15 protein-coding genes are annotated in these 15,291 nt (G+C 61.8%); 6 read left to right on the top strand and 9 right to left on the bottom strand.

Features of this window, described 5'->3' with window-relative positions; genetic code table 11:
- The first annotated feature begins 232 nt into the window (after positions 1–232).
- On the top strand, positions 233–1,258 hold the full coding sequence (locus tag AC6CIG_RS02325; protein ID WP_018096200.1) for a LacI family DNA-binding transcriptional regulator: 1,026 nt from the start codon (positions 233–235) through the stop codon (positions 1,256–1,258).
- A gap of 79 nt (positions 1,259–1,337) precedes the next feature.
- On the opposite strand, the gene AC6CIG_RS02320 is transcribed toward AC6CIG_RS02325, so the two are convergent.
- A complete protein-coding gene (locus tag AC6CIG_RS02320) occupies positions 1,338–2,234 on the bottom strand; it encodes a DMT family transporter (protein WP_498322156.1) in 897 nt (298 codons plus the stop codon).
- 168 nt (positions 2,235–2,402) lie between these two features.
- Here AC6CIG_RS02320 and AC6CIG_RS02315 point away from each other — a divergent pair, with 168 nt between their 5' ends.
- Positions 2,403–3,293 carry a LysR family transcriptional regulator gene (locus AC6CIG_RS02315; protein ID WP_498322155.1) on the top strand — a complete coding sequence of 297 codons (891 nt, stop codon included), beginning with the start codon at positions 2,403–2,405 and terminating at the stop codon, positions 3,291–3,293.
- Positions 3,294–3,396: 103 nt separating this feature from the next.
- Positions 3,397–3,885, top strand: coding sequence for a GNAT family N-acetyltransferase (locus AC6CIG_RS02310; protein WP_102761611.1), 489 nt, complete (start codon positions 3,397–3,399; stop codon positions 3,883–3,885).
- 407 nt (positions 3,886–4,292) lie between these two features.
- Here AC6CIG_RS02310 and AC6CIG_RS02305 read toward each other — a convergent pair whose 3' ends face one another.
- The 4 genes from AC6CIG_RS02305 to AC6CIG_RS02290 form a co-directional block, all read right to left on the bottom strand.
- Entirely contained in the window at positions 4,293–5,318 is a 1,026-nt protein-coding gene (locus AC6CIG_RS02305; protein ID WP_018096205.1) for an ABC transporter permease, read from the bottom strand.
- Between the two features lie 92 nt (positions 5,319–5,410).
- On the bottom strand, positions 5,411–6,952 hold the full coding sequence (locus AC6CIG_RS02300; RefSeq protein WP_498322154.1) for a sugar ABC transporter ATP-binding protein: 1,542 nt from the start codon (positions 6,950–6,952) through the stop codon (positions 5,411–5,413).
- A gap of 131 nt (positions 6,953–7,083) precedes the next feature.
- On the bottom strand, positions 7,084–8,013 hold the full coding sequence (locus AC6CIG_RS02295; RefSeq protein ID WP_100671316.1) for a sugar ABC transporter substrate-binding protein: 930 nt from the start codon (positions 8,011–8,013) through the stop codon (positions 7,084–7,086).
- A 239-nt stretch (positions 8,014–8,252) separates the two neighbouring features.
- Positions 8,253–9,065 (bottom strand): TIM barrel protein, encoded by an 813-nt coding sequence (locus AC6CIG_RS02290; protein WP_437407568.1) that lies wholly within the window; start codon positions 9,063–9,065, stop codon positions 8,253–8,255.
- Between AC6CIG_RS02290 and AC6CIG_RS02285 the strand changes: the two genes are divergently transcribed.
- The gene (locus AC6CIG_RS02285; protein ID WP_146033155.1) at positions 9,064–9,291 is read left to right on the top strand and encodes a hypothetical protein; all 228 of its coding nucleotides are present in this window, start codon (positions 9,064–9,066) and stop codon (positions 9,289–9,291) included. The genes AC6CIG_RS02290 and AC6CIG_RS02285 overlap by 2 nt on opposite strands.
- Here the strand turns inward: AC6CIG_RS02285 and AC6CIG_RS02280 are convergent.
- The 3 genes from AC6CIG_RS02280 to AC6CIG_RS02270 all read right to left on the bottom strand — a co-directional run bounded on the left by AC6CIG_RS02280 (position 9,263) and on the right by AC6CIG_RS02270 (position 12,344).
- On the bottom strand, positions 9,263–10,150 hold the full coding sequence (locus tag AC6CIG_RS02280) for an NAD(P)-dependent oxidoreductase (RefSeq protein WP_102763656.1): 888 nt from the start codon (positions 10,148–10,150) through the stop codon (positions 9,263–9,265). The genes AC6CIG_RS02285 and AC6CIG_RS02280 overlap by 29 nt on opposite strands.
- A gap of 172 nt (positions 10,151–10,322) precedes the next feature.
- Positions 10,323–11,567 (bottom strand): DUF2254 domain-containing protein, encoded by a 1,245-nt coding sequence (locus tag AC6CIG_RS02275; RefSeq protein ID WP_102763655.1) that lies wholly within the window; start codon positions 11,565–11,567, stop codon positions 10,323–10,325.
- Positions 11,568–11,786: 219 nt separating this feature from the next.
- Positions 11,787–12,344, bottom strand: coding sequence for a DNA-3-methyladenine glycosylase (locus tag AC6CIG_RS02270; RefSeq protein WP_102763654.1), 558 nt, complete (start codon positions 12,342–12,344; stop codon positions 11,787–11,789).
- 211 nt (positions 12,345–12,555) lie between these two features.
- Between AC6CIG_RS02270 and AC6CIG_RS02265 the strand changes: the two genes are divergently transcribed.
- Complete coding sequence (locus AC6CIG_RS02265) at positions 12,556–13,107, top strand: methylated-DNA--[protein]-cysteine S-methyltransferase (protein ID WP_102763653.1); 552 nt, start codon at positions 12,556–12,558, stop codon at positions 13,105–13,107.
- 1 nt (position 13,108) lies between these two features.
- Positions 13,109–14,374 carry an adenylate/guanylate cyclase domain-containing protein gene (locus tag AC6CIG_RS02260; protein WP_498322150.1) on the top strand — a complete coding sequence of 422 codons (1,266 nt, stop codon included), beginning with the start codon at positions 13,109–13,111 and terminating at the stop codon, positions 14,372–14,374.
- Between the two features lie 47 nt (positions 14,375–14,421).
- Here the strand turns inward: AC6CIG_RS02260 and AC6CIG_RS02255 are convergent, their stop codons facing one another.
- Positions 14,422–15,198, bottom strand: coding sequence for an ABC transporter substrate-binding protein (locus AC6CIG_RS02255; RefSeq protein ID WP_437405683.1), 777 nt, complete (start codon positions 15,196–15,198; stop codon positions 14,422–14,424).
- Positions 15,199–15,291: the final 93 nt, after the last annotated feature.

Here is a 15,291-nt window from a genome sequence, read left to right as displayed (position 1 = left end):
CTATGTAAACCTTTACACTCACTATGTAAAGGTTTACATAACGGCATGCACAGGAATTTGCCGGACCGCCTTTGACGTTGCCCGCGGTGTGTGTAGTGTCCCGCCGTGTACAGCGCCGCGCGTTCTTGTCAGATACGCAAAGGCCGCCGTCGCAGATTGATTAGCTGCTTGTTTTTATCTCTAAATCGGGATTTAGGGAAACACGCAGTAGGGAGACGCAAGGCAGAGCGCAGTGTCGGATTCCACGCCCGCAACCATCGAAGACGTCGCCAGGATCGCTGAAGTTTCGATCGCGACGGTATCGCGGGCAATCCACAACCCGGAGAAGGTCGCTAAATCCACGCGGCTGAAGGTCAACCAGGCGATCGCGATCACCGGCTATACGACCAATGCCATGGCTCGCAGCCTGCGCCTCGGCCGCTCAAACATGATCCTGGTCGTCGCCCCGGATATCGGCGATCCAAACTTTTCGAGCATTCTGGTCGGCCTCGAAAACGAGGCACGGTCGCACGGATACGGCGTGCTGATCGGCCATACCCAGAACGACGCCCAGCGCGCGGTCGAATATCTGAAGTTTCTCAACTCCAACCAGGCGGCGGGTCTGATCCTCTTTACCGGCATCCTGCCCTTCGGTCACGAGACGATAGCAGCGCGGCTGCCGCCGAGCGTCGGCATATTCGAGCCCGTCTTCAACGGCGGCATACCCTATGTGGGTGTCGACGATGTCGAGGGCGCCCGCAAGGTGGTCGACCTCCTCATCGCCGAAGGTCATCGCAAGATCGCTTTCATCGGCGATTCGCGCACCCGCCTTGCCTATAAGCGGCGCCGCGCCGGCTATGATGCGGGCCTCGATGCGGCGGGGGTGCCGGCGGAACTTCGGCTGGTCCAGGAGGGCGATGGCACGCTCGAGAGCGGCAGGGCTGCCGTCGAGCGGCTCTTCGTGCGCGACACGCTGCCGACGGCATTCATGTGCGTCAACGATCAGACGGCACTCGGCGTGATGATCGGGCTGAAGGCACGCGGCTACGACATACCGCGCGACTTCTCGGTCACAGGCTTCGACGACGTGCCGCAGGCGACATTCATGACGCCGGCTTTGACCACGATCCGCCAGCCGCGCACGCTGATCGGCAAACACGCCATGGCGCTTCTCTTGGAGCTTCTCTCCGACCGCAGCCCGGCCGAGACCGAGATCTTCCTCAGGCCCGATCTCGTGGTGCGAAACTCCGTATCCTCGCCGTCCGCACGATGGGCTTGAGAAGGCTTCACTGCTGCCCCGCTTCAGCCTGTTGAAACACGCAGTTCCGCATCAAAGATTCTCGAGGGCTCAGCCGCGCTCAGCCGCGCGAGGTTATCCAGACGCCGACCAGCGTCACCGCCAGCCCCATCAAGACAGCCGGGGTCAGCGGCTCGGAAAACAGCGCCCAGGCCCACAGCATGGTGACAGGCGGACTGAGATAGATCGCAGCGCTGACCTGGGCCACCGGGAAGAGACGCAAGCTCGTGTAGTAGACCGAATAGGCGGCAAAGGTTGCGAACAGAACCAGCCAGACCATCCCCACGCCGAAAGCGGGCGTCAACGGCGGGGCGAGGTTCCCTTGCATCATAGCGCACAGCCCGAACAGCACCGAACCGGTGAGGGTATGGATGCAAAGGCTCTGGTGCACGGGCATGTGCCGGGTGCGCCGTCGCTTGTGCAGAACCGAGGCGAGCGCAAAAACAAGCATGGAGCCTACCGTCAATCCATAAGCCCACAACGGGGCCGTGCCGAAGCTGAGGCTGTCGAACGAGACGATCAGCACACCGAGAACGGCGATTGCCGTTCCGAACCATTGCCGCGCGCTCAGGCGTTCGCCCAAAACGGGTTGCGACAGGGCGGCAATCGCCAACGGCAAGAGGTCCGAGATGAGTGCGACCAGTCCTGTCGGAACCCGCTGTTCGATGGCCAGTGCGAAGCCACCGAGATAAAGGAAGACCGACATGACGCCGAACAGCATCTGTTCCACGACGCCGCGCATCCGCAGCCGCGGACCGATGATCAGCGCGAAGGGCAGCAGGATCACCCCCGACAAAAGCGTGCGCCAGAACAGAACCAGCATTACGCTCGCCTCTTCGCTTGCATAGCGAATGCCGACGAAGCCGGAACTCCAGCCGACGACCAGTAACGTAGCCATGAGGGGCCAGAGGAGACGATGCTGTTTCGCTGCGGGCAGCGAGATGGGCTGGTGGGTCATGGCGCTCTCGGGCGTGTCGTTCGTTCCCCAGCCTTAGGTGGCGGCGATCCCTTTTGCACATGACAAATTTCGATAGGAACATGACATCGCAGCCGGATCGGCAATGTGAAATTGCCAATTGAGCACTTGGTCCGCATAATTCACGCAATATTCATGACGGGGATCGCGATGAAAGAGTTCAACGGCCGACGTTTGGAAATCGATGCGCTGCGCGCCTTGTGGGCGATCCGCCATCACGGGGGGATCACGCGCGCGGCCGAGGCCCTGGGTTTGTCGCAGTCGGCCGTCAGCCACAAGGTCAAACGGCTCGAGACGAGCCTCGATTGCGACCTGCTCGGCCGCAAGCCGGGGGGAGCGATGTTCACCGCGGCCGGGGAGGATTTGCTGGACTATGCCGGGCGAATCCTCGGGCTGCATGACGAGGCGCTTCTGAGTTTGTCGAAAACGTCGCTCAAGGGGCGCATCGCTCTCGGCCTGACCGAAGACACCGCCTGCAGCGATCTTGCGCGCATATTAGCGAGATTTCGCCGCCTGCACCCTCACGTCGCCGTCCGCACCAAGGTCCGCATGAGTCTGGTCCTGCGGGCAATGCTGGATCGGGGCGAATTGGAGGCTGCGATCCTGCAGGTCTTCGCTCATGAGGTCCGACCGACCGACGTCGTCCTGTTCCGCGAGGAGCTTCACTGGGTCAAGCATCCGGAATTATCGCTGCCGCAGCAAGGCCCGATACCCTTCCTGTCCTTCGATGACGAATGCTTCTACCGAAGATGGGCGCTTGATATCGGACAGGACGGAGGGGTGGTTCTTGAAACCGTGTTCGAATGTGCAAGCGCGGCCGGCATCGTGGCCGCGGTAAATTCGGCCATGGGCGTAGCGCTTCTGAGCGGCCGCCACCTGCGCCCCGAGATGCAGATCGTCTCCGAGCACCTGCCGGCGCCGCCGGCCGTGGCCTATGTCGTGCGCCGCGCCAGGAAGGCGAGAAATTCCGCGCTCGAAACGCTCGTCGCCGAAATCGAGAAGGAAATCAGTCGTTACGGAGGGCTCGTCCTGGCGAGCTAGGTGGTGGCCCATTAAACGCTCAGCGAGAGTCGCATGGCTGCGAGCGTGACGGAAGCGAAGTAGGGCCTGTTTCTACCGGCCGGCGGCGTGCTAAGTTCGTTGAATGACGGCGGCCGACCGATACAGTTTTCGCAAAGCGACGGTGAATGATCTCCCTTTGCTCGCAGCATGGCGATCGAACCCGCATGTCCGCGCATGGTGGGGCTCGGATGGGTCGCACGATGCAGCAGACCTGGCTGATCCTCGCGTGGCGCGTTGGATTGTTTCAACCGCCGAACGCCCCTTTGCGTTCATGCAGGACTATACCGTCCACGGCTGGGAAAATCACCATTTCGCCGAGCTTCCCGAGGGATCGCGGGGGATCGATCAATACATAGGAGACCCCGAAATGATCGGGGTTGGACACGGGACAGCGTTTATCGGGGCGAGAATGAGGGCTCTCTTCGATGCGGGGGTACCGGTTATCGGCACCGATCCGCACCCGGCCAATGAACGGGCGATTGCCGTCTACAGGAAACTGGGTTTCGAACCGTTGGGACCACCTCAAGAGACGCAGTGGGGCTTGATCTTGCCAATGACTGCGAGGCAGTGAGCGGCACACCATCAATCGCCCTCGACCGCTGAGACATGGTCGGCAGCGCAGTCCCTATCCGCTCGGTGGCTTCGGGATCTGTCCTAACGTTGGCGGGAGCTGAAGAGGGCCGCCGTTTCGCGGGTCTGGACCCGCATCATCGCGCTCCAGAGCTGGAGGAGGAAGCTGGTGCGGGCTTGTTTCGCAAGCTGGCGCTGCGAGGACATGGTAATTCTCCGATAGTTTTTCGTTTCGGCGATATAGTCTATCGGCGCAGCGGAAGCCATAGGGCAGCCAAAGGGTCTGCCTTGCAAGACGAGCATATGTCGTTCGCGACAATATAGCGGCCCAGTACCATGACGAAACAAGAAAAAGGCCGGGATGAATGTGTTCGTCCCGGCCAGTTCTTTCGAGGAGGAGCAGTATTTTTATGCTTTTTTGCGGCCTTTCTGGCGATAGACGTCGACGACCACCGCAGCGACGATGATGATGCCCTTGACGATCTCCTGGTAGTAGGCGTCGACCCGGAGGAAGGTGAAGCCTGACGTCATCACGCCGAGGATCACCGTGCCGATCACCGTGCCGGTGATGCGGCCGACGCCGCCGGTGAGCGACGTGCCGCCGATGACGGTCGCGGCGATCGCGTCGAGTTCGTACATGACGCCCATGCCGGCCTGTGCCGTCTGGGCGCGGGCGGCGGTGACCACGCCTGCGAGGCCCGCAAGCATGCCGGCGATCGCATAGACTTTCACCAGATGCGCTTCGACATTGATGCCGGAGACGCGCGCGGCCTGGACATTGGCGCCGATCGCGTAGGTGAACTTGCCGTAGCGGGTGTAGCGCAGCGCGATGTGGAATATGAGCGCCACGACGAGGAACACGATCACCGGCCAGATGCCCGTGCCGATGAAGTTGAACTGCTCGGTGAGGCCCGAGACCGGCTGGCCCTTCGTGTACCACTTGGAGACGCCGCGGGCCGAAACCATCATGCCGAGCGTGGCGATGAAGGGCGGGATCTTGGTCCTGGCGATGAGCTGGCCGTTGATGAAGCCGGCGAGAAGACCGATCCCGACGCCAAGGCAGATCGGCACGATGGCCGGCAGGTCGGTCAGGGACGGATAAAGCGCCCGCGGCCAGGTGGAGGCCTGCGCAACGCTCGCCGAGATCATCGCGGTCATGCCGACGACCGAACCTGACGAGAGGTCGATGCCGCCCGTGATGATAACCTGCGTGACGCCGACGGCGATGATGCCGATCACCGATACCTGCAAGATCATGATCGTCAGGCGTTGGGAATTCATCAGGAAGCTCTGGCCGACGAAGAGCCAGCCGAGAACCTCGTAGACGAGCGCGATACCGATCAGCACCAGAAAGATGTTGAGCTCGGGCGGCACGCGCCGTCTCGAGCGGGCGAGGGATGAGCTCGTGCCCTGTGCTGCGACATTGGTATTCATCTTCTTTCCTCCCTGCGGTCGGCAGTTCGCCTTGATCGGTTCCAAAGGTCCGAGCGGAATGCGGGCGGAAGGCCGCACGCACTCATCCCGCTCTATCGCGCCGCAAGCTCCATGACCTTGATTTGGGTAGCTTCCGCCCTGTCGAGAAATCCGGTGACCCGGCCCTCGTGCATCACCATGATCCGGTCGCTCATGCCGAGCACTTCCGGCATTTCCGACGAGATCATGATGACCGCGACGCCGTTGCGGGCGAGTTCGGTCACCAGGCGGTGGATCTCCGCCTTGGCGCCGACATCGATGCCACGCGTCGGCTCGTCGAGGATCAGGATGCGCGGATTGGTGAGCAGCCAGCGGCCGATCAGCACTTTCTGCTGGTTGCCGCCCGAGAGATTCTCGACGCGCTCCTGCAGGTTCGGCGTCTTGACCCGAAGCTTGCGGCTCATCTCCTCGCAGGCGGCGGTGACCTCCCTCTCGCTGACGAAGCCGCCCTTGACGAATTTGTCCTGCAGCACGGCGATCTGCATGTTTTCGAGAATGTCGAGGATGAGCAGACAGCCGGTGTCCTTGCGATCCTCGGTCAGAAACGCCATCCGATGGCGGATCGCCTTATTGGCGCTGTCGATCACGACCTCTTTCCCGTCGATCGCGATCGTGCCCGAGCTGGCCGGCGTGACCCCGAAGAGCGTCTCGGCGACGTTGGAGCGACCGGATCCGACGAGGCCTGCGACGCCGAGGATCTCGCCGGCGCGCACATCGAAGGAGACGTCGTGGAAGACGCCGTCGAGGGTCAGATTCTTCACCGACAGCACCACGTCGCCGATCGGCACCTCCTCCTTCGGGAACATCTGGGTGATTTCACGTCCAACCATCATGCGGATGATGTCGTCGCGGGTGACCTCGTTCGAGAGGTGGGTGCCGATATATTTGCCGTCGCGGAAAACCGAGAACTCGTCGGCGATCTCGAACAGCTCGTTCATCTTGTGGGTGATGTAGACGATGCCGATACCCTGCGAGCGCAGGTCGCGGATGATCTCGAACAGATGGGCCACCTCGCGTTCGGTGAGCGCCGAGGTGGGCTCGTCCATGATCAGCACGTCGGACTCGTAGGAGACCGCCTTGGCGATCTCGACCATCTGGCGGTTGGCGACCGAGAGGTGACGGACCTCGATCTCCGGATCAAGATCGATCTTGAGCCGCTCGAAAAGCTTTGCCGTCATGCGGTGCATCTCGCCATGGTCGACGAAGCCGAAGCGGTTCTTGGGTTCCCGGCGGATCCAGATATTCTCGGCGACGGTCATGAAAGGCATCAGGTTCAGTTCCTGATGGATCATGGCGATGCCGTTCTCGAGCGCGTCGAGCGGCGACTTCAGCCGGATGCCTGCGCCCCTGAGTTTCACCTCGCCCTGGTCGGGATGATAGATCCCGGCGAGGATTTTCATCAAGGTCGACTTGCCGGCTCCGTTCTCGCCCATGAGCGCATGCACGGTGCCGCGCTTCAGCTTAAACTCCACGTCGTCGAGTGCGACGACACCCGGAAATTCCTTGCGAACGCCTTCTGCAGTCAGAAGGTATTCGGATTTGGGAACGGCGCCGCTGGCGCGCACGGCTGCCATTGTCGTGGGACTGAGTGTCATTCTCGTTGCCTCCCATGTTCCGGTTCAACCGGAATGTCCACGCGGTGGCGGAGCATGCCTTCCCCGGTGCGAACCCGAAGCAGGCGTGGCGTTCGGGAGCGCGGCATTGCCGCGCCCCCAGGCAGCGCCGGTCAGTTCTTCGCCTGATATTGCTCCAGGTTCTCCTTCGTGACGAGTTCGAAGGGGATGTAGACCTTTTTCTCCACCGGCTCGCCCTTGGCGAGCTTCAGCGCGGCGTCTACCGAGCCCTTGCCCTGGCCGGCGGCGTTCTGGAAAACGGTCACGTCGAGGTCGCCGGCGGCCATGGCCGCGAGCGCGTCCTGGGTTGCGTCGATCCCGCCGATGACGACGGAATCCATCGAGCGGCCGGCCGCCTTCAGCGCCTGGATCGCGCCGATGGCCATCTCGTCGTTGTTGGAGATGACGGCGTCGAATTCGAGGCCGGCGGAAAGCCAGTTCGTCATGAGGTCCGAACCCTGGGTGCGCGACCAGTTCGCGGTCTGCTCCTCGACGATCTCGATGCCCTTGCATTCGTCGGTCGCGATCACGTCGTGGATGTCCTTGGTGCGCATGCGGGCAGCCTGGTTGGAGAGTTCGCCCATCATGACCACGGCCTTGCCCTTGCCGCCCAGCATCTTGCAGATTTCCTTGGTCTGCAGCGTTCCGGATTCCTGTTCGTTCGACGCGACGAAGGCCTGCTTGTCCGGAAGCGTATCGACGTTCACCGGCTCGCGGTTGACATAGACCAGCGGAATGCCGGCATCCGCGGCGATCTTCGACATGGCGGCGGTCGCATCGGTGTCGACCGGGTTGACGATGATGGCATCGACCCCGGCGGCGATGAAATTCTGGATCTGGCTCTGCTGTTTGGCGACGTCGTTCTGCGCGTCTTCGACCTGCAGCTCGACGCCGTCGAGCGTCTTGGCGTAATCCTGCATGCCGGTGCGCAGCACCGTCAGGAAGTTGTCGTCGAAGAGCGCCATCGACACGCCGATGGTCTCCGCATGCGCGGCCGTCGACATCACGACGGCCATCGCAGTGCCTATGAAAAATTTCTTCATTGTTCTTCTCCTCCACTTGGTGCCGGCCACACCTTCTTCGGCCGGGAACGCGACCTTCTTCCCGAGATCGCGTTCAGACTTCGACCGGAAGCGGCACTCCCGCTACGCTTCCGATCAAAACGGAATAAAAAAACCAGTGTTTTGACATTACGGAATATGTATTCCATTTTATCGCGATGCCGTCAAGAGCGCCTGGGCGCGCCGGTTTGGAATCCAGCTCTTTCCACTGCCGGTGGCGATCAGCTCCGCGACCGGAGGTAGTCCATGCTCTCTCGCAGGGCGTCCGCCGGGTCCGCAAGTCCGTGCACCGAAGGGGCAAAGGGCTCGAAGGAAAAGGGGCCAGCATAGCCCTCGTCCCGCAGCCGGCGAATCTGGCCTTGATTGTCCAGCCTGTCGGCGGCGTCGACGAGAACGCGATGCGGATCGCGCATATCCGAGACGGCCAGGTTTTCGTCGATAACGCCGGAGATGTGTACGAGGCCGGTGATATCCGCAAAAAACTGGTCTTCGCCAGCAAGGTGATGGTGGAACGTGTCGTGCACCAGGCGGAAGCTCGATTGACCGGAGACTGCCCGGATCGCTTCGGCGGCCTCCGCCTTGGAGCGCAGCGAACAGACCTCGAAGCCGAGCGGCTCCACGAGACCGGTGACGCCGGCCGCGTCGAGCATCGGCTTCAGCGCCGCAAGCGCCTGCCGGAGGTTGGTTTGCCGCACGCCGTCCTCCTTGCCGCTGCCGTCATTGACGGGCACCAGCACCAGGGCCTTCGCGCCGCAGTCGCGTGCATAGGAGATGAGTTCGCGCGCTTCGGCTGCCCGTTGCTCGTTCCATTCGTTGAAGCGCTGCAAGGCGTTGATCGAGACGATCGTCAGACCGTGCTTCTCCGCAAGGGCTTTCACCTCCTCCGGAGGCGTCCCGTCGGCAATGGCGTTGGCGGCGAGGTCGTTGCGGATTTCGACCAGGGAAATGCCGAGCGATCTCGCAAGCGAGAAGAACGCGTCGGCCGGGAGGCCGGGAGCGGCCATATGGTTGAGGGCGAAGGGGAGGGCGGTCATGCCGGAAGTCTCCTGGGAGAATAATGATGCGGTGATGCCGGAACGTTTGTTCCATTTGCAGGCGCAGTCACATTCACCGTTCCGCGAGACTCAGTCAAAGGCGCAGAGCAGCGGCAATGTTGCATCCCTGCAAGATTGCATTTCACCGCTGATGGAATTCTGTCATGGCGCCCGGCGAGAGGCGCTCGCCTGCGCTTTCACTCGAGACCGTTCGCCTTGGCGATGAAATCCGACAGCATCGGCACGTAGTCCTCGCCGCGGCCCGCGCCGACCGCCTGAGCAAATGAGTTCCGGACGGCCGCCCCGACCGGATTGGCGGCGCCGGCGGCAATGGCGTAGCCGGCAAGATAGCTCATGTCCTTGAAGCCGTTGCGGATCGCGAATTTATGGGCGTTCGGGTCGCGTTCCAGGACCCAGCGGAAGAAGGTCTGATAGAAGGGGCAATCCATCCGGCCGCCGCGAATGACGCTGTCGAAGACCTCTGGGGTCAGCCCGGCCTTGCGTCCGAGCATCAGCGCCTCGGAATAGAGCGCCGCGTAGCCCATCGACAGGAAGTTGTTGAGCAGCTTCATCGTGTGACCGGAGCCGGTCGGCCCCGTGTGGATGATCCGACCGGCGAAACATTCCAGTACCGGCCACACGCGCTGTACGTCTGATTCCGCGCCGCCGACCATCACATCGAGCGTGCCCGCGGCGGCATCGGCCGGCGTACGGCTGAGCGGCGCGTCGATAAGCGTAAGGCCGCTTGCCGCGAGATCGGCTGCAAGCTTCGTCGTGACGGAGGGATCGGATGTGGAACAATCGACGATGGTGACCGGCCTGCCCGCGCTCGCAATGCCCTCCGGGCCACCGATGACCGAAAGGACCTCAGGCGAGCCGGTAACGCAGAGGACGATGACGTCGCATTGCTCCGCCATCTCGCGCGGCGTCCTGACTTCGCGTGCGCCCTCGGCAACGAGCGTCTCCACCGGCGCCCGATTGCGATGCGCCATCACCTGGAGCGGCCAACCCTTTTTCAGAATATTTGCCGCCATCCCTTGGCCCATCAATCCGAGCCCGATGAAGCCTATGTTCGATTTCGTCATCTAATCGCCTCCTCTACCTTCATGTTCCGGACGTTGAACGACTGTATCCGCGATCTTAGAGAATTCGAGCGGGATGCGGGCGGAAAACTGCGGGCGCCTTTTTCCGGAATTCGTCTAGCGGGACTTTTCCATGCGGCCATAGCGTGCTCATGTTCTGGGACACCGGTAGTTGTCAGCCATTCCGCCTCAGCCTCTGCAGATCGCTGGCAATGCCAAGTGCCGCTTCCGCTCGCTCAAGCGCTTCTTTCGAATGCCGCATGGCTGCATCGCGAAACCGGTCCTGGTTGAACTTCGCGAGCGTGCCGAACGCCTTCTGGAGGCGGACTCCTATTTCGACGATAGCAGCGCCGTCCCGCGCGATCGGCGTGAACAGATCGTCGAACACTTCCTCGAGTTCGATCGCCGGCACGTAGACCTTTGGATACAGCACCTCGTCCTGCAGCGCCTTCTCCACGGGCTCGGTCCAGACGGCAAGCACGCGCAACGCACGGCTGATGACGTCGATCGCCGTCCCGGGGTCGTTGACGGCCGGCGACAGGGCGCGCGACGCTATTTCAGCCAGCACCGGCGCTCCGAACCTCGGATCCTGATCGAACGAACGCGTATCTCCCACCGAGAAGCACCTGGCGATCTCGGCAAGGACATGCTCGTCCTGTGCGCCATCGACGGAAGCGACGGGCCGGTTTGGATCGACAAGCTGGCCAGGTATCAATCGGACGAATATGCAGGTCTTCCTATCGTTCGCGATGGCGGAAAGCCCGCTTACGTCGAGATGCTGGATATAACCGATCCTGTCGATAAAGACCGGCGTGGCGGATGCGGGGATGCGTGCGGCATCGTCCAACCGGTTTCCGCCGAGGTAAGGTCGTAACCGCCGCGATCGCATTGCCTCGATCGTGACCGCCTCGACCTGTTCCGTCGTCTCGGTGACGCGTCCGAGGCGCGAGAGATGATCGATCCAGCGCAGCAGCGTCACGATGATCAGGACGATGACGCCGATCGTCACCACGAACAGAATAAGGCGGCCCTGGTCGCCGTAGGCGCCGGTGCTGAGAGCGATGATGCCGACGAGGCTGAACAGAAACGACCCGATAAAGGTCGCGAGCACGTTCTGTGTCGTGCTGTCTTCCATGAGAAGCTTCGTTGCCCGTGGCGTAACGCTATTGGTTGCCGCCGAGTAGGCCGATACCATCGTGCTTAGCGAAAATGTCGAGACCGTCAGCATGCTGGCAGCGATGATCCCCAGCACGTTGTCGACTGCGTGCGCCCCTATTCGGTTCGGAAGGTCTCGCGGAATGAACGGGCCAAGGAAAATTGCGATGAGTGCGGTTATAATCGCGAGAATGGAGAAAAGCGTGGCTCGAAACCAGATTCGCCGCGTGACCTGCGAAAACAACCATGTCCATCGTGAAGTCATCAAACTCGTCCACTTACGATCAGCTCTGATCGAACCGTCGATAAATTTGTCCTTTAATCTATCCGACCGGAGGACAACGACATGCAGAAGATCAAAGTGCTACAGCGATATTTCGCGTACGATAAGACGCGCCGGGGTGTAGCTTAAGGACAGAAGCGGGTCTCCGTGTCAACTTGAACGGGAACCGGGGAACGGCTTCACCGGATCGGCGAAGCTGTTTCAGAATTTGCGGCTCACGAAGGATGAGCCGGCCAGCCCGAACCGCCAGGGCTGTTCTGCCGCCTTGGTTATGCCGACGCGGATGCCGGTGGCGATCGGCGGCTTCGTGGAGGGCGGGGTGAGGCGGAACGGCTCCTCTCCGAGCGGCAATCCGTCCAGCTCCCGGCTGATCGCCAGCGCCTGTCCGACACGTCCCGGCCCGGAACACAGCAGCCTCTCTTCGCGGACACCACGTCTCGCCCGCATCGTCTCTATGCCCCATTTCGGTTCGATCGCGCGGATCAGGACGGCGCTGCCGGGCAGGCAGACGAAATTCAGGCACCAGTGCAGGCCGTAAGAGAGATAGATGTAGGCATGCGCCGGCGGACCGAACATGGCGCGATTGCGCGCCGTGGTGCCCGCAAAACTGTGCGACGCCGCGTCGTCCGGAAGATAGGCCTCCGTTTCGACGATAACTCCGCCGACACCGGAAACGGTGAAATCGGCGCCGATCAAATCAGCCGCCACCTGGACTGCGCTGCGCGCGAAGAAGTCTACATCTGAGGTCAAGCGATGCACCGGTCGGTTCGAGTTATCCGCATCCTCGCAAGAGATCCGGCGAGCGCCAAGGCATGAATGACGAAAATCAGATGGTCTTTTTTAGCCGCCCCCTAGGGAAAACGGGTTGAATTGAAGGCCCGGGCGCACGATTCTCCATGAAGGAATTCGAAGCGCTACAGCGACCCGGCGTGCCTCGATCGGCCATGCGGTGCTGGAGGAGAGCGAACTCATGAACCACTACCATATTTTCGAAACCGTGCGCGGTTTCTGCGGCATCGCCTGGAGCGATGCGGGCATCACGCGCTTCCAACTGCCGACGCGAAGCGCCGAATCCACCGAGCGACTGCTTCTGCGGCGTTTGCCGGACGGAGCGCCGCAAGAGCCGCCGCCGAGGGTTGCCGAAGCGGTTGCGGCGGTGAAGGCCTATTTCGAGGGAAGGGAGACCGATTTTTCCCGCTTCGATCTCGATCTGCAGGGACAGGACGCCTTCTTCGAGAAGGTCTATCAGGCCGCGCGAAAGATCCCGTGGGGAAGCACGACGACCTACGGCGCGCTTGCAAAGGAGCTCGGAGCAGGCCCGGAGGCGGCCCGGGATGTCGGCCAGGCGATGGCGAAGAATCCCGTGGCATTGATCATCCCCTGCCATCGGGTTCTCGCAGCCGGCGGCAAGATCGGCGGCTTCTCGGCGCCGGGCGGTTCATCCACCAAGCTCGGAATGCTCGAAATGGAAGGCGTCAAGGTCGCTCCGCCGGAGCCCGCGCAGCAATCCCTGGGGTTTTGAAATGGCCATCACGAATCCGAGCGAGGCGAACGTCGCGGTTCAGTCTCCGACGGAGCCACACCCGCCTTTGCCCGGCGAAAGCGAGGGAACATGGCCGGCGCGGCGGCGCCGGATCATCGACTGGCTCGTCATCGAGACGCGCGATGAACGCTTCATCGACAACATCTTCGTGGAGATGTGCGACAGGCTGGTGGAGGCGGGCGTGCCCGTCGCCCGCGCCACCCTTCATTTCAGAATTCACCACCCACAGTGGATCGGTGCACGGATTCTGTGGCGAAAAGGCCTGGCGGAGGCGGAGCTCGATACCTATGCCTATGGCGTCGAGGACACCACCCAATATCTGAGCAGCCCCTTGCGCGATTTCAACGAGGGGGCGGAAGAGGTGCGCAGACGCCTTGACGACCCGACGTCCGCGGGTCCGGATTACCCGCTCTATGACGAACTGCGCGCGGAGGGACTGACCGAGTACATCATCTGGCCCTTGCTCCATACGCTCGGCAAGCGGCACGCGGTGACCTTTGCGAGCGACAGGCCGGGCGGATTTAGCCCCGATGATCTCGCCTTCCTGAAGGACATTCTGCCGGCCCTGGCGCTTGTCAGCGAGATCCGGCTGAAAAACCGCTTCGCCCGCACGCTTCTCGAGACCTATGTCGGGCCGCATGCGAGCGAGCAGATCCTTGCCGGAGCGACCACGCGCGGCAGCGGCGTGACGGTGGGTGCCGCGATCCTCATCTGCGATCTGCGCGACTTCACGAAGCTGTCGGACCTGTGGCCCCGCGACGACGTCATCGAACTCCTCAACGGCTATTTCGATGCCATGTCCGAACCGATCGAACGGCACGGCGGGGAGATCCTGAAATTCATGGGCGACGGGCTTCTGGCGATCTTTCCGCTCAGCAATCCATGTGCCTGCAGTCAGCTTCTCGGAGCCATCGGCGAGGCGCAGGCCGCTCTTGCCGTTCTGAACGAGGAGAACCTGCGCAAAGGCCACGATGCGCTCGGCTACGGCATCGGCGTTCATGTCGGCGATGTGATGTATGGCAATATCGGTTCGCGCAGGCGTCTCGATTTCACGGTGATCGGACCGGCAGTCAACATCGCGTCGCGGCTCGAAACCCTTACGAAGGAGCTGAAGCGTCCGGTGCTGCTCTCAAGAGCCTTCGTCGAAAAGGCAGGTTGTAGAGGCCAGATGGAAAATCTGGGTTCCTATGTCTTGCGGGGGCTCGACGAGCCGGTCGATGTGTTCGCGTTTTCGGGGAGAAAATAGATTGTGCCTCTCATCCGGCCGGCAGGCCGGATGAGACGCATGCGCCGTCACTTCATCGTATAGACGTCGATGGTGAAATACTTGTCGTTGATTTTCTTGTAGGTCCCGTCGGCGCGGATCTCGTCAAGTGCCTTGTTTAGCCTCTCGCGCAGTTCATCGTCCTCCTGACGGACAGCAATGCCGACGCCGTCGCCGACGAATTTTTTGTCGGTGATCGGCTCGCCGATAAGCTCGCAGCAACCCTTGCCGTCGTCATTCTTGGTGACCCAATCGAGCAGCGGCAGCATGTCGCCGACCTGCAGGTCGAGCCTGCCGTTGACCATGTCGAGATTGGCTTCGTCCTGGGTGGGATAGAGCTTGATCTCGGCATCCGGGTAGACGGCGGCGATATAGTCGGCCTGGGTCGTGCCGGCCTGGGCGCCGATCACCTTGCCCTTGAGCGCCTCGTTGCTGAAGTCGTTGATGCCGGCACCCTTAGGTGCGGCATGGGTCATCGCGGCGAGGTAATAGGGATTGCTGAAAGCCACCTGCTTCTTGCGCTCCTCGGTGATGAACATCGAGGCGATGATCATGTCGTACTTCTTGGCAAGCAGGCCCGGAATGATGCCGTCCCAATCCTGGGCGACGACTTCGCACTCGACCTTCATGCGCTCGCAGAGCGCGAGGCCGATCTCCACGTCGAAACCGCCGATCTTGCCGCTGGAATCGACGAAGTTGAAGGGCGGATAGGCGCCCTCGGTTCCGATCTTCAGCTTTTCCGCAGCAATGGCGGAAGAAGACAGTGCAGTGCCGGCGAGTGCCAGTGCCAGAATGAGTTTTCGCATGTTCGTTCCCTCGGTTGCGCCTTTGTTCGGCGCTTCCAAAGAACTTTAGGGACAGATGTTACATAAGCGAAATCGATAGGCGCGATAACCGAT

This window comes from Sinorhizobium sp. GQ132, from assembly GCF_059758575.1.
The sequence above is the reverse complement of the archived record's forward strand: the minus strand, read 5'-3'. Positions and strand labels throughout refer to the sequence as shown.

What these genes read in the sequence shown, in the direction of transcription:
- AC6CIG_RS02290 (WP_437407568.1), bottom strand. Translation starts at nt 9,065, where the DNA reads ATGACCGCCCTCCCCTTCGCCCTCAACCATATGGCCGCTCCCGGCCTC.
- AC6CIG_RS02295 (WP_100671316.1), bottom strand. Translation starts at nt 8,013, where the DNA reads ATGAAGAAATTTTTCATAGGCACTGCGATGGCCGTCGTGATGTCGACG.
- AC6CIG_RS02260 (WP_498322150.1), top strand. Translation starts at nt 13,109, where the DNA reads ATGGCCATCACGAATCCGAGCGAGGCGAACGTCGCGGTTCAGTCTCCG.
- AC6CIG_RS02265 (WP_102763653.1), top strand. Translation starts at nt 12,556, where the DNA reads ATGAACCACTACCATATTTTCGAAACCGTGCGCGGTTTCTGCGGCATC.
- AC6CIG_RS02320 (WP_498322156.1), bottom strand. Translation starts at nt 2,234, where the DNA reads ATGACCCACCAGCCCATCTCGCTGCCCGCAGCGAAACAGCATCGTCTC.
- AC6CIG_RS02275 (WP_102763655.1), bottom strand. Translation starts at nt 11,567, where the DNA reads ATGACTTCACGATGGACATGGTTGTTTTCGCAGGTCACGCGGCGAATC.
- AC6CIG_RS02315 (WP_498322155.1), top strand. Translation starts at nt 2,403, where the DNA reads ATGAAAGAGTTCAACGGCCGACGTTTGGAAATCGATGCGCTGCGCGCC.
- AC6CIG_RS02280 (WP_102763656.1), bottom strand. Translation starts at nt 10,150, where the DNA reads ATGACGAAATCGAACATAGGCTTCATCGGGCTCGGATTGATGGGCCAA.
- AC6CIG_RS02305 (WP_018096205.1), bottom strand. Translation starts at nt 5,318, where the DNA reads ATGAATACCAATGTCGCAGCACAGGGCACGAGCTCATCCCTCGCCCGC.
- AC6CIG_RS02285 (WP_146033155.1), top strand. Translation starts at nt 9,064, where the DNA reads ATGCCGGAAGTCTCCTGGGAGAATAATGATGCGGTGATGCCGGAACGT.
- AC6CIG_RS02300 (WP_498322154.1), bottom strand. Translation starts at nt 6,952, where the DNA reads ATGACACTCAGTCCCACGACAATGGCAGCCGTGCGCGCCAGCGGCGCC.
- AC6CIG_RS02310 (WP_102761611.1), top strand. Translation starts at nt 3,397, where the DNA reads ATGACGGCGGCCGACCGATACAGTTTTCGCAAAGCGACGGTGAATGAT.
- AC6CIG_RS02255 (WP_437405683.1), bottom strand. Translation starts at nt 15,198, where the DNA reads ATGCGAAAACTCATTCTGGCACTGGCACTCGCCGGCACTGCACTGTCT.